Source organism: Marinobacter caseinilyticus (genome assembly GCF_011074955.1).
Taxonomy (GTDB): Bacteria; Pseudomonadota; Gammaproteobacteria; order Pseudomonadales; family Oleiphilaceae; genus Marinobacter; species Marinobacter caseinilyticus.
This window is the reverse complement of the sequence record NZ_WUQJ01000020.1, coordinates 120,543-133,090: the sequence shown is the minus strand read 5'-3', so window position 1 is coordinate 133,090 and position 12,548 is coordinate 120,543. Positions and strand designations below refer to the sequence as shown.

Below are 12,548 nucleotides of genomic sequence, written 5' to 3'. Positions count from 1 at the left end.
GCCGGCCAATGCCAAGCTTATCTTTATCTAAAGTCATAATAATCTGCAGAATCACACCCGGGGACGCCAACACCCGGGATAGGTGGCAGCCGCCCGGTGTCGCTGACCACCACGGTGCGGAGCCGGGAAGCTAGCTGGGAGAGAGGCGTCGCGTCGCGTTCTGGCGACGCTCAAAGCCCTCCAGCACGTTGACCGCGTTCACTCCGATGGCTGCTACGTCATAGCCGCCCTCCATGGTAAACAGCGTGGGTTTTCCCAGGTCGGCGAGCCGCTCACCCAGCGTGAGGTAGTCCGAAGAGGTGAGCTTGAAGAATGAGATGGGGTCGTGCTCGAAGGTATCGACGCCCAACGCAACGATCAGGGCATCCGGCGCATAGCGTTCCACTCTGTCGCACGCGGTTTCCAAACCTTTGCGCCAAGTGCTGAAGGGGGTGTCGGGTGGGTAGAGAATGTTCAGGTTGTGGCCTTCGCCCGCGTCATGGCCGGTTTCATCGGCAAAGCCCAGAAAATGCGGGAACACCAGGTCGGGGTCGCCATGAAGGCTGATGGTTAGCACATCGTCCCGGTTGTAAAAAATGCTCTGGGTGCCATTGCCGTGGTGAAAATCCACATCCAGTATGGCCACGCGTTTGGCGCCCTGGTCGAGAAAGGCTTGCGCGGCCATCGCAGCGTTATTGAAGAAGCAGTAGCCTCCGAACACGTCAGCGGCGGCGTGGTGACCGGGTGGGCGGCAGAGTGCGAAGGCTGCCCGCTGCCCGCTGGCAATCAACTGCTGGGCGGTCAGCGCAACATTGGCCGAGGCACAGGCCGCATCCCAGGTGCCCTCGGTGATGGACGTTTCCGCGGCAAAACTGAAGTAGCCCAGGCGGCCATCGATATCTTTGGGTAGCCGGTTTCGCATGCCACGCCCGGGCCACACCGCGGGGATGGCTTCCCCAGGTTTGGCAGCGGCTACCCAGTCGTCCCAACAGCGCTTGAGAAAATCGACGTACTCGGCGGTATGGACGCGAAGAATGGGAGCCAGGCCGAAGTCTGTTGGTGCGATGACCTCGCCCAGTTGCTGGTGCGTTACCCGGGCCAGAATCGTGTCGGCCCGTGAGGGCTTTTCATGGGGCTCGATGAGCACGCCGCCATCGAGCTCCGTTTTGGCCGAGCGGCGGTTGTGCAGTGGCGAAAAGACAGTTTTCACGATGGGGCGCTCCCGCGATGGATCAGCGGGCACTCTGGCACAGCATGGGTGTCGGCTCAACGGGTTACAACGGGTAATCAGGTCGGGTGCCGCCGGCCGTTTTGCCACCACCGACGTGTCACATTCCATCTGCAACCTGCCGAATCATTTTACCCGCGCAGCCGAACGGGCGGTGTGGGCTCCGGTAAAAGCGCGACAAAGGTTGTTGCCAGCGTCCGATCCAGCCATGGTGGTAAGAAGACAATCCACCGCCCACCCTGGCGTTTGTTACCAAACGCCAGGGTGGGCACGTTACCCAAAGACGAGGAATTGGCATGAGCACCTATACCGCAATCAATCTGGTGAAACGCCCCAGTGGTCCTATTGGGCCGGATTTATTCGAAGTGGTTGAGAAAACGGTACCAGAGCTGGCGGAGGGGCAGTTTCTGGTCAAGCAAACGCACATGTCGTTAGACCCGGCCATGCTGGGCTGGATGTCGCCGAGCACCGACAGCTACATTCCACCGGTCGAGTTGGGCACGGTCATGCGCTCCTCCGGCTTCGGCGAGGTCGTGGCCTCTCGCCATTCCGGGTTTAGCGAGGGTGACCATGTCATGGGTCGTTTTGGCTGGCAACAGATGGCGCTCAGCGACGGTGCCGGTGTCAATAAGCTGGATCCCACGCTGCCGGCCGAGATGGTGTTGTCGGTGTTCGCGTTGCCAGGACTGACGGCCACGAAGGGTTTGTACGATATTGGCAAACCTCAGGCCGGAGAGACGCTGGTGGTGTCGGGCGCAGCCGGCTCGGTTGGTTCCATTGTAGGCCAGTTGGCGAAAGCTGACGGTCTGACAGTGGTCGGCGTGGTGGGCAGCGACGAGAAGGCTGACTGGATCGTCAGGGAGCTGGGTTTTGATGGCGCCGTGAATTACAAAACGGACGATTTAGGCGCTCAGCTCGACGCCCTGGTGCCCGATGGTATCGATTTGTATTTTGAGAATACCGGGGGTCCGATCCAGCACCGGGTGTTTGAGCGCATGAATGCCCACGGTCGCATCATGGTGTGCGGCATGATTGCCGACTATACCGCGCGTGAACCGCAGCCAGGGCCAAGCTGGCTCAATATCATCAGGAAGCGCCTGACCATTCAGGGCTACACCATGCCGGATCACCTGCACCAAGTGCCGGAATTGCTGGCAAAACTGACGCCCTACGTGCAAAGAGGCCAGATTAAATATCGCGCCCATGTGCTGGAAGGACTGGAATCGGCGATGACCGGTTTGAATCTGTTCTTCAGTGGTGAGAACAAGGGCAAGCTGATCGTAAAATTGTGACCCCGGGGAACCTCTGAATACGTTTGTTGGCGATTCCGGCTGTCCCAGGCCGCCGGAACCAAGGCGAAGCCTCGCAGTAAGGCCTTCAAGGCCTGCAGAATCGTCAAATGGCTTATTGAGACGTTTTCAACGTGCTCCAGGTCGACGCGCGGGCAAAGATCGGGCATTGCCAATGCTGACAATCTTTAACCTGACATAGCCGGAATTGACTTATAGAGTGGGGTTTCACTTCCACGGCTGACAGACATGACGTTTATGCGCAGTGATTCATGGCGGGCTCTGCCTCGCCTTTTGCCCGGCTGTCTCCCAGGCCGGATTCGTCTTGGCGGATTGGCCAGCGTTGCCATGGCGGCCATGCTTCTGCTGGGCGGGTGTGCCAGCCAGACGCTGCCGCGGGACGTTGACCAGGGAGCAGTGGCGGTCAGTCCCGGGAGCGAGTCGGGAACCGCCCCTTCGGCTACGGCGTCCCGGTTATGGCAAGTATTTGAGCGCTACCAGGGGGTGCCCTATGAATACGGTGGCACATCGGTGGAAGGGTTCGATTGTTCCGGGTTCATCGTCACGGCTTACCGGGAAGGATTGGGGCAGCCCTTGCCACGCACCACGGCCCAGATGTTGGCCGCCGGACGTGCAGTTGATCGAGGCCAGCTCAGCCCCGGTGATCTGGTGTTTTTCCGCGTTGCGGGCAAGGAACAGCACGCCGGCATTTACATGGGAGACAACCGTTTCATTCACTCATCGACGTCCGTGGGGGTGACCGCATCGTCCCTGACCGGCTACTACTGGCGTGACCGGTATACCCAGGCCCGGCGGTTTCGCTGATCCCCGGCCGTGAACCGGCGTCAGCTCGCCCCCAAGAGCGCTTGCAGGAACGTTCGGGAACGCAGCGCAACGCGGTTCCGGTTGCCGCTTATCGCGGGCCGAGGTATAGATCGATGAGCGTGGCCCAGGCTGGTGACTCGGTCATTTCCAACACTTTCTCCGACACCGGCCCCCTGAGCGGGCTGTTTTCCGGCAAGGCGAGTGCATAGAGCTGTTGCTGGAAGGTGCCGGACAAAATCGTCAGCCGGTTATCCAGTTGCTGGTTGCGGAACTGCATCAGGGCGCGGTCGTAGACGATGGCGTCTGTGTCGCCGGCGGCCGTGGCGGTCATAGCTGAGGTCAGGTCGGAATAAAGCGTGTGGCCGATGCGTTGCTCGAGCAGGTATTCCTCGCTGGCGGTGTTGGCAATGGTGGCAACGTTGGCGCCCGGCAAATCATCAGGACCCTGGATCTGGTTTTGCAGATTACTGACGGTCAGCGATGAGGTAATGGCGGCGGTGAAGCTGGCCACCATGATCAAACCGGCAAACATCCAGACCAAACCGATCAGACGCCCCGCCAAGGATGTCGGTGCTTTGTCGCCATAGCCGACCGTGGTCATGGTGACCGCGGCCCACCAGAAGCCCGATCCGATGCCCTCGGCCGTCGAACCACCAAAGTGATCGGCATTGCGTTTACGCTCGACCACCCAAATCGCCAGCCCCACAGCCAGCAACAGCGCGGCCAGAGCAGCCACAACACTGACAAACTGCCAGCTTATGAGTGCCCGCAGACTGCTGAGCAGGCTTGGCTCCTGACCCTGTGGCACACCGATGGACAGGCCGGTCTGGTAAAACGGGTGGCTGAAATCAAACTGCGCCTCACGTTCGGCCGTCATGGTCAGGGCGCCGACGGCAACATCGAGCTGGCCGTCTTTTACGCCGTTCAGCAGGTCATTGAAGGGCACTGGGACAAGGGTGAATTCGAGGCCCAGGTCGTCGGCTATGTTGCGCCACAGATCAACGCTGATGCCTTGCCAGTCACCGTCCTCCGTTGCCATGACAAAGGGCGGTACCGGGGTAATGCCGACCCGTAACGGCGTGGACTGGGCGAAAGCCTGGGTGCTGAAGATGAGCATCATCAGCCATAAAGCGCATTGTAACCTGACCATAAAATTGGTTGTCCTGACGGTTGGCAGGCCCCTCTCGGAGGCTCGGGCAGTGATCTGACGTCATTAGCTGTACGTGCGGCTACCCGGTATTGGATTCGGAATGCGGACATCAGCCGGGGAAAAATAACCGCAGGCTATTCTGGTAAGTGGTCGTCAGGACGTCCGCCAGAGGCAGTGCCTTCACCTCGGCAATTTTTTCCGCCACAAAGGGAATGTAGAACGGCGCATTCTCTTTGCCACGGTAGGGCACCGGCGTCAGGAAGGGCGCATCGGTTTCCAGCAGCAGTTGCTCAAGGGGCGTCATGCGGATGATGTCGCGGACGTTTTCCGCCTTATTGAACGTCGATATGCCATTAAACCCCAGGCACCATCCCTGGCTGATGGCATAGCGGGCAAGCCCCGGCCCTGAGGTGAAGCTGTGAATGACGCCCCGTCGCGTCAGGGTGTCTTCAAACTCGGTGAGAATTTCAATGGTGTCGTCGTCGGCGTCGCGACTGTGAATCACGACGGGTCGGTCCGTATCACACGCGATCTGGAGCTGGCGACGAAACACCGAGCGCTGGATGTCCCGGTCGGCTTTGTCGTAGAAATAATCCAGTCCGATCTCGCCCACCGCCACCATTTTTTCAGTGCCCACGTGCGCCCGGATTTCCGCTTCGGCGTCGTCGGTGTAACTCTCGGCGTCGTGGGGGTGCACGCCCTGGGTGCCGTATACCCAGGGTGCGGCTTGCGCGAGCTCACGAACTTTGCCCAGGTTGTCCGGTGACACCGCAATGGTAATGATGCGTTCGATGTTCACCCGCCGGGCTTCCGCCAGAGTCTCTTCCAGTGGCCGGTCTTTGAGGTAGTCAAGGTGGCAATGGGTTTCGATGATGGGGTGATCAAAAACCGGAATTTCGCGTCGTTTTTTGCTCATGGGTGATCGTCTGGTCCCGTAATAAAATGCCAATATGAAGCATCAAACCGCAGTGAATGAATGCAGGTAGTCTACCTTTTCTATAGGCATACCCCAACGTTTTGCCATCTGGAAAGTGTGGGTCGCCTCGCCGGGAGCATGTGATGACAGTGCATTCAATGGAACACCCGTTTCTGTATCAGCCACGACGGCGCTCGTTGTCGGACTATGCCTCCGATTGCCGGGACGATGGGTTGGCGGGGTTGCTGGAAGCCAGCCTTGAAACCATTGGTGAATACCAGCGCCGGCTGTGGGCCAATCGGGAAAAAGCCCTGCTGCTGATCGTGCATGGCATGGATGCCAGTGGCAAAGACAGTCTGATTCGGACCCTGGCCACCTATATGGACCCGGCGGGTTTTCATGCCTGGTCGTTTGGGCGGCCTCAGGGAGCGGAAGTACGGCACGATTTCCTCTGGCGGGTGATGCCCTGCCTACCTGCTTTCGGTGAAGTGGCGGCGTTCAACCGCAGTCATCACGAAGCAGTGATGGCGGAACGTCTGTGGCCGATGCGTGCGCCGGACCAGTATGACTGGCCGGCCCGATACCAGGCCATCAGGGCGTTTGAGCAGCATTTGGTTCAGGAAGGCACCAGTGTCGTGAAATGCTGGCTGCAACTGTCCCCGGCCGAGCACAAGCGCCGATTGCTCACGCGCCTGGACACGCCACGCAAACGCTGGAAGTTTGATGCGGCCGACGTCATCGGTTGGCAACAACGGGAAAACTACCGGGCCGCGGCCGAAGAGGCGATCGCCGCTACCCACACGCCCGAAGCGCCGTGGTTGATCATACCGGGTGACCGCAAGCCCATCGCCCGGGCCATTGTTGCGACGATTCTGGCGGAACGTCTGCAGCGGCTGGCGCCGAACTATCCCCGGGAAGACGAATCCCTATTGCAGGCATACCGTGACCTGCTGCAGGCTGACACATAACCGCCATGGCCAGCACTAATGCGTGAGGTATCGGTCCAGCAGATCGCCGACCGTTGCGGCGTAATGTTCAACACTGATGTCGTTGTCCCGGTATTTGCGGCGCTTAAGGTACCAGTCCTGCAGGAGCGCCTTAATCATGGCCGACAGGGTTCGTGTATCCACCGCGCGAAACACCTGTTCGCTGACGCCCCGGTCCAGTATGTCGTGAAAAATGTCGTCGATTTCACGCTCAATCGCAACTGCGTCTTTCTTTTCCCTGGGGGGCAGGCTTTTGGCTTCCATGAAGGAGAAGTAGAACCAGGCCCGCATCAGCTCACTTAAGTACAAGTGGGCGCGAATGGCGGCAAAGAGGCGTTTGGGGGCTTCGGTTTCCAGTTCGATGTAGGTCAGAAGCGTACGCCGGGTCATGATAAAACCATGGCCCTGGATCAGGTGTATCAGGTCGTCCTTGTTCTTGATGTAGGCGTACAGGCCTCCCATGCTCAGTCCTGAGTCAGCGCACAGATCCCTCAGGGTCATCGCCGAGAAACCCTTGGAATTGGCGAGCTTCAAGGTCGAGTCGATGATTCGCACCAGGTTTTTCACCGCAACGTTTTCTTTTTTGATACGGATCATCGCGGTGTTCTGTCGATACAGCTCGCGACAGGTTTCGTCCTTGGACAGGCTCAGATCTTCCCGGAAGGCTTCGTAACTGCCAATCTTTCTGTGTGCTCGTGCCATGGTTTGTTCCGGGCTCGCAGATTCAGCGCTCATAGGGCACCTGATGATAGGGTGCCTCGCCAAGATGGCCTAATCGTCGGCCGGGCTCAGGCCGCCGTCTGGAGGCGACGTTGAACAACGTCCACGCCGTTGGTGATGGACGGGTGTTCAAACGCAGCCGCGGATTGTGTCGGGCGGGAGTCTTCGGTTTTTTCATTCTGTTCTGAACTGATCCCGCAGCACGTTCTTGCGAATTTTACCCGTGGCGGTTTTGGGCAGCTCCCCAATCGTGACTCGTTTGGGCACCTTGAACTTCGCCAACCGGTCTTTACAGAAATCAATGATGGCAGCCTCGGTCACCGACCCGTCATCCTGGTTCAGGTGGACAAACGCCGCGGGCACTTCGCCCCACTTGTCATCGGGAATGGCGATGACCGCGGCTTCGGAAATCGCTGCGTGCTGGTAAAGCACCTCCTCCACTTCCAGGCTGGAAATATTTTCGCCCCCGGAAATAATGATGTCCTTGGAGCGGTCCTTGATCTCGATGTAATTGTCCGGGTGCATCACGGCCAGGTCGCCGGTGCTGAACCAGCCGTCCTTGAAGGCGGCGTCGGTGGTGACGGGGTTTTTCAGGTAACCCTTCATCAAGGTGTTGCCGCGGAGTTGAATCTCACCCAGGGTCTCGCCATCGGCGGGCACGGCTTCGCCACGGTGACCGTTGTATACCCGAACGTCGTTGACGGTCAGAGTGGCCACACCCTGACGCGCCATTTTGACGGCCAATTCTTCCACCGGCAGGTCCGACCACTCGGGTTTTGGAACACACAGGGTAGCGGGGCCGTAGGTTTCGGTCAGGCCATACAGATGGGTGATGTCAAAGCCGATGGCCTGGGCTTTGCGGATAACCGAGCTGGGAGGAGCGGCACCGCCGAGGGCAAACTGGACCGGATGACTGAGTGTTTGTCCGCGCTCGCCCAGTTCATTGAGCAGCATGTTCATCACGATGGGTGCCCCGCACATGTGGGTCACGCTGTAATCTTCAATACGTTGGTAGATGACCTGGGAGTCGATGGCGCGCAGACAGACATGCGTGCCGCCAATGGCGGTAATGGCCCAGGTGTAGGCCCAGCCATTGCAATGAAACATGGGCAGCGTCCAGAGGTACACCGTGTCGGCGTTCATATTGAACGCCATGGCGTCGCTCATGGCAGCCAGATAGGCACCGCGATGGTGGTACACCACGCCTTTCGGGTTGCCTGTGGTGCCAGAGGTGTAATTCAGTGAAATGGCGTCCCACTCATCGGCCGGTCGTTGCCACTGCGTCGTTTGCTCACCCCGGGCCAGCAGTTGCTCATAGCTGTGGTCGGCGAATTGGTCCGAGGCGCCAGCCAGGCGTTCGATGCTGACCAGTATGGGGGTTACGTCCATTTCCGAGACGGTGGCCCGCACCAGTTTCTCGTACTCGGTGTCATAAAACAGCACCCGCGCTTCGCCGTGGTCGAGAATAAAGCGCAGGCTGGCGGCGTCGAGGCGGTAGTTGAGCGTATTGAGTACGGCGCCGCACATGGGCACGGCATAGTGGGACTCCAGCACTTCATGGCTGTTGGGGCAGAGCACCGACACCGTGTCGCCGGTGCCCACTCCGAGTGATGTCAGGGCCGATGCCATACGGCAACAGCGCTCGAACAGGGTCTGATAGGTCAGCATCGTGTCATCGTCGATGACGGCCATTTTTTGTGGAAACACGGTGGCGGAGCGCTGCAGAAAATCCAGTGGTGTCAGGGCCGAATAGTTGGCTGCTCGTTTGTCGAGCCCGTCGTTGTATTTGTCGGTCATCGCATGACTCCAGACGTCGTTCGTGGCCTGGTTTAACGCTTGCCCAGGTATTTAGGGTTGCTGAGGTTCAATTTGTGTTCGGTCAATGTCAGTAAGAGCCGATGGACGCTGTCGTCATCATCAAACCGACGCTGGCGGAGATCGTCCGCCAGTTGCTGCTCGCAGGCAGCTTCGGCGCGCTGCGGCGCGTGCGTTTGGTAAAACTGATCCAGCGCACTCTGGGCTTCGTGGTCAGTTGAGTGGTCGTCGGTCAATTCCCGGTTGGCGATTTTCATGGCGTTGGCAATCATCAGGATCTGATACTTCAACGACTCATCGACTTCCGGCAGCACCGTGTCGAGCAGTTCCTGGCGCGCAATGGTGAGCAATTCGGCGGCATTTGGTCGAGGTGTGGTCATGGTTAAAATCCCAGTTGCCTGATTTGTTGAAGCAGGTCGAATTCCATCTGCGGCAGCATGCGACCGGTCAGGGCCAGTTCCAAAGAGGGCTGATCGCCAGTCAGGTGACGCTGGGCCTGCTGCAGGGCAATCACTGCCCAGCGTACCAGCGCCATGACTTCCCAGTAGCTGACCCGGGCCGGGTCCGGTCGCTGGCCACTGATATCCGCATAGCCGGCAAAGAGGTCGTCCTTGTCGCCAATGCCGCCCACCTCCCGGTCCGGCGCGCCAAAGCGCCAACTGCGAGAGCACAGCCAGCCCAGGTCTTCGGCGGGATCGCTCCAGGTTGCGAACTCCCAGTCCAGGATGGCGGTTAATGCACCGTCTTTGGCCATGAAATTGCCGGTCCGAAAATCGCAGTGACAGAGCACCGGCTCCGTGGCGGCCGGCGGGTGGTCCTGGAGCCAGTTCAAAGCCCATTCCAGCACCGGGTGTGGCTCCGGAATGGCGGCCAGATAATGGCGGTACAGATCAATGCGCGAGGCGGACGCCGGCGTGGTAGGCACGGTCAGAAAATCCAAGTCCGGGTGCGGTGGCCGGATACTGTGCAGCCGGCCCAACTCGCGGCCGAGCTGGCGGGTAAGGCCACGGCGTTGCTGATCGGTCAGTTCGGCCTTGACCAGCCGTTGTGGCGAGGCAGTGCCCCCGGCCCGGCTCATCACATAGAACTGCTGGCCAATTACGCCGGTGTCCTCGCACAGCCAGAACGGCTCCGGAACGGTGACGCCCGCCGTATGGGCGACCTGGAGTATGCGGAATTCCTGGGGGCGAGACAGGCTGGCCGAGACGCCCGACGGCGCGTCGCTGCGCACCACGTAATCCTGCGGGCCGGGGTGATCGCCGCCTTCCAGCACCACGGACAACGCGAAATTGTCTTGGATAGCGCCTCCGGACAGGCGGCGAAAGTCGGTCACCTTGGCGGTTTGGGCGCCGGCCCTTTCGGCAATGTAATCGGCCAGTGTCTGTGCCAGTTTGTCCGCTGCCATGGTTCAGCCCCAGGACCAGAAGTCCGCGCCTTCGTTCAGCAAGTTTTTGGAGAACACCATCTTGTGCACTTCCGAGGCCCCATCCACCAGCCGGGCCTGACGGGCATAACGGTAGATCCATTCCAGCGGAGTGTCCTTGGAATAGCCCCGGGCTCCGCAAAGCTGGATGCCGGTGTCGACGGCTTTGTGGAGGGTATCGGCAACCGCGACCTTGGCCATGGATACTTCTTTTTTGGCGAAACTGCCCTGATCCAGTTTCCAGGCCGCGTGCATGGTCAGCAGCCGGCCTACCTGGATGTCCATGGCGGCTTCGCCGAGCAGCCATTGCACCCCCTCCCGGTCTGCCAGCCGAACGCCGAACGACTCGCGCTTGGCAACGTAGTCGGTGGCAATTTCCATCGACCGTTTGGCCAGCCCCAGCCAACGCATGCAGTGGGTCAGGCGCGCAGTGCCCAGTCGGATCTGGGTCACTTTGAGGCCATCGCCGACGTTCATCAGGCGGTTTTCATCGGGGATCACCAGACCGTTGAATTTGAGTTCGCAGTGGCCGCCATGTTCTTCCGGGCCCATGATTGGAATGCGCCGGACAATCTCCCAGCCCGGATCGTCCTTGTGGAACATGAAGGCGGTCAGTCCCTTGCGGGCGTCGTCGGAGGTTTTGGCCAGCAGAATAAAGTGGCTGGCTGCGCCGGCACCGGTGATGTAATGCTTGTGACCATGAATGACCCAGTTGTCGCCATCGCGGGTTGCGGTCGTCTGCGTCATGGACGGGTCAGAGCCACAGCCGGGCGCCGGTTCGGTCATGGCAAACGACGAGCGCACGGCACCATCGACGATGGGTTGCAGCCAACGCTGTTTTTGCTGCTCGGTACCGACTTTATGAAGCACCATCATGTTGCCGTCGTCCGGGGCGGCACTGTTGAACACCACGGGGCCAAAAATGGAGCGGTTCATCTCTTCGTAGCAGGCCGCCATGCCCACCACATTGAGCCCCTGGCCGCCAATGGCTTTCGGCATCTGCAAGGCCCACAGTCCCTGTTGTTTTGCCTTCGCCTGCATGGTTTTGAGCAACTCAGAGGCGATGTTTTCGTGTTCGTCGTAAGACGTCGGGTCTTGCTCCAGCGGGATCAGTTCCTGATTGACGAACTGTTGGATTTGCAGGCGGAGCGCGTCCGTCTTGGGGTCGAGGGCAAAATCCATGGCTTCGGGATCCTTACAGGGTTGATTGAAGGTGGCCGCCGTCTGCGACCAGCGTGCTGCCGGTCATGTAGGCCGACAGGTCAGACGCCAGCAGCAACAGGGGGCCGGTTAAATCATCCGGTTGTCCCAGACGGCGCTGGGGAATACGTTTGATCAAGGCCTTGCCGGGTTCGGTGGCGAAAAAATCACGGTTCAGATCGGTTTCGATGTAGCCCGGCGCCAACGCATTGACCCGAATGCCGTGTCGCGCCCACTCCAGGGCCAGCGCCCGGGTCAGTTGTTCAAGGGCCGCCTTGGAAGCCGTGTAAGGCGCCACGTTGCTGGCTACCCGGTGGCCAAGAATCGACGTGATGTTGATGATGCTGCCGGGGCGGCCGGCGTTGATCAGGCGTTTGGCGGCTTCGTTGCTGACCAGCCAACAGCCTTTCAAATTGGTGTCCAGAACCCGGTCCCAATCCTGCTCTGCCAGGTCCAGAGACTTGTCTGTGGTGGTGACGCCGGCGTTACACACCACAACGTCTGCCAGCCACCCCTCGGACTCAATGGTGTCGAAGGCACGCAACACACTGGCCGAGTCGGTGACGTCCAGGGCCACCGGCAGGGCATCACCACCGTGGTCACGGATGGCACGTGCGACATGTTCCAGCGGTTCGATACGGCGCCCCGCCACGATCACCTGAGCGCCGGCCTCTGCCAGGCAGTGCGCAAAGTGCGCGCCCAAGCCGCCGGATGCGCCGGTGACCAAAGCGGTTTTTCCCGTCATTGATTGATGTGTCATTGGAAAGCTCATGCCTCAAAAATAAAGCGAGCGCTCGAAATATGCAAATAGTAAATTGAGCTAGAAAACGGGCTGTTGATAACCAGAACTCCCAACCGGCCCATGCGGCCGCTTCCCGCGCCTTTTCGGCAGCGGTCGGTCTTGTCCTGCCAACAAAGCCGCCAGTGGTCGGCGGTTTTTGCGCTATTTGACGGCCGGGTGATGCGTACCTGGGCATGGCTGTCGGGCGCCAAAGAGCTGTGTTAGTTTGTAGAGAT

Annotated in this window: 12 protein-coding genes; 3 read left to right on the top strand and 9 right to left on the bottom strand. The window is 59.8% G+C overall.

Translation table 11 applies throughout. The features are described 5' to 3' along the window. Positions 1-130: 130 nt before the first annotated feature. Entirely contained in the window at positions 131-1,189 is a 1,059-nt protein-coding gene (locus GRX64_RS09955) for a histone deacetylase family protein (protein ID WP_166266712.1), read from the bottom strand. Positions 1,190-1,503: 314 nt separating this feature from the next. On the opposite strand from GRX64_RS09955, the gene GRX64_RS09950 reads away from it, so the two are divergent. Next, on the top strand, positions 1,504-2,499 hold the full coding sequence (locus tag GRX64_RS09950; protein ID WP_166266710.1) for an NADP-dependent oxidoreductase: 996 nt from the start codon (positions 1,504-1,506) through the stop codon (positions 2,497-2,499). Positions 2,500-2,754: 255 nt separating this feature from the next. Beyond that, a complete protein-coding gene (locus GRX64_RS09945) occupies positions 2,755-3,321 on the top strand; it encodes a C40 family peptidase (protein ID WP_235937612.1) in 567 nt (188 codons plus the stop codon). A gap of 88 nt (positions 3,322-3,409) precedes the next feature. On the opposite strand, the gene GRX64_RS09940 is transcribed toward GRX64_RS09945, so the two are convergent. Further along, positions 3,410-4,471, bottom strand: coding sequence for a transporter substrate-binding domain-containing protein (locus tag GRX64_RS09940; RefSeq protein ID WP_166266708.1), 1,062 nt, complete (start codon positions 4,469-4,471; stop codon positions 3,410-3,412). A gap of 109 nt (positions 4,472-4,580) precedes the next feature. Continuing rightward, positions 4,581-5,387: a TatD family hydrolase gene (locus tag GRX64_RS09935; RefSeq protein ID WP_166266706.1), complete on the bottom strand. Its 807-nt coding sequence runs from the start codon at positions 5,385-5,387 to the stop codon at positions 4,581-4,583. Positions 5,388-5,530: 143 nt separating this feature from the next. On the opposite strand from GRX64_RS09935, the gene GRX64_RS09930 reads away from it, so the two are divergent. Further along, positions 5,531-6,355 carry a polyphosphate kinase 2 family protein gene (locus GRX64_RS09930; protein ID WP_166266704.1) on the top strand — a complete coding sequence of 275 codons (825 nt, stop codon included), beginning with the start codon at positions 5,531-5,533 and terminating at the stop codon, positions 6,353-6,355. A gap of 15 nt (positions 6,356-6,370) precedes the next feature. Here the strand turns inward: GRX64_RS09930 and GRX64_RS09925 are convergent, their stop codons facing one another. From GRX64_RS09925 to GRX64_RS09900, 6 genes are all read right to left on the bottom strand, one after another. Beyond that, positions 6,371-7,075, bottom strand: coding sequence for a TetR/AcrR family transcriptional regulator (locus tag GRX64_RS09925; protein WP_166266702.1), 705 nt, complete (start codon positions 7,073-7,075; stop codon positions 6,371-6,373). A 192-nt stretch (positions 7,076-7,267) separates the two neighbouring features. Then, a complete protein-coding gene (locus GRX64_RS09920; RefSeq protein ID WP_166266700.1) occupies positions 7,268-8,890 on the bottom strand; it encodes a long-chain-fatty-acid--CoA ligase in 1,623 nt (540 codons plus the stop codon). A 32-nt stretch (positions 8,891-8,922) separates the two neighbouring features. Beyond that, the gene (locus GRX64_RS09915) at positions 8,923-9,288 is read right to left on the bottom strand and encodes a DUF6285 domain-containing protein (RefSeq protein ID WP_166266698.1); all 366 of its coding nucleotides are present in this window, start codon (positions 9,286-9,288) and stop codon (positions 8,923-8,925) included. Between the two features lie 2 nt (positions 9,289-9,290). Next, positions 9,291-10,313, bottom strand: a complete 1,023-nt coding sequence (locus tag GRX64_RS09910) for a phosphotransferase family protein (RefSeq protein ID WP_166266696.1) — start codon at positions 10,311-10,313, stop codon at positions 9,291-9,293. 3 nt (positions 10,314-10,316) lie between these two features. Further along, positions 10,317-11,513 carry an acyl-CoA dehydrogenase family protein gene (locus GRX64_RS09905; protein WP_166266694.1) on the bottom strand — a complete coding sequence of 399 codons (1,197 nt, stop codon included), beginning with the start codon at positions 11,511-11,513 and terminating at the stop codon, positions 10,317-10,319. Positions 11,514-11,526: 13 nt separating this feature from the next. Further along, positions 11,527-12,291, bottom strand: coding sequence for an SDR family NAD(P)-dependent oxidoreductase (locus GRX64_RS09900; RefSeq protein ID WP_166266692.1), 765 nt, complete (start codon positions 12,289-12,291; stop codon positions 11,527-11,529). Positions 12,292-12,548 lie beyond the last annotated feature (257 nt).

Coding starts and splice junctions, on each gene's coding strand:
- GRX64_RS09950 (WP_166266710.1), top strand. CDS start 1,504: ATGAGCACCTATACCGCAATCAATCTGGTGAAACGCCCCAGTGGTCCT.
- GRX64_RS09945 (WP_235937612.1), top strand. CDS start 2,755: ATGCGCAGTGATTCATGGCGGGCTCTGCCTCGCCTTTTGCCCGGCTGT.
- GRX64_RS09940 (WP_166266708.1), bottom strand. CDS start 4,471: ATGGTCAGGTTACAATGCGCTTTATGGCTGATGATGCTCATCTTCAGC.
- GRX64_RS09935 (WP_166266706.1), bottom strand. CDS start 5,387: ATGAGCAAAAAACGACGCGAAATTCCGGTTTTTGATCACCCCATCATC.
- GRX64_RS09930 (WP_166266704.1), top strand. CDS start 5,531: ATGACAGTGCATTCAATGGAACACCCGTTTCTGTATCAGCCACGACGG.
- GRX64_RS09925 (WP_166266702.1), bottom strand. CDS start 7,075: ATGGCACGAGCACACAGAAAGATTGGCAGTTACGAAGCCTTCCGGGAA.
- GRX64_RS09920 (WP_166266700.1), bottom strand. CDS start 8,890: ATGACCGACAAATACAACGACGGGCTCGACAAACGAGCAGCCAACTAT.
- GRX64_RS09915 (WP_166266698.1), bottom strand. CDS start 9,288: ATGACCACACCTCGACCAAATGCCGCCGAATTGCTCACCATTGCGCGC.
- GRX64_RS09910 (WP_166266696.1), bottom strand. CDS start 10,313: ATGGCAGCGGACAAACTGGCACAGACACTGGCCGATTACATTGCCGAA.
- GRX64_RS09905 (WP_166266694.1), bottom strand. CDS start 11,513: ATGGATTTTGCCCTCGACCCCAAGACGGACGCGCTCCGCCTGCAAATC.
- GRX64_RS09900 (WP_166266692.1), bottom strand. CDS start 12,291: ATGACACATCAATCAATGACGGGAAAAACCGCTTTGGTCACCGGCGCA.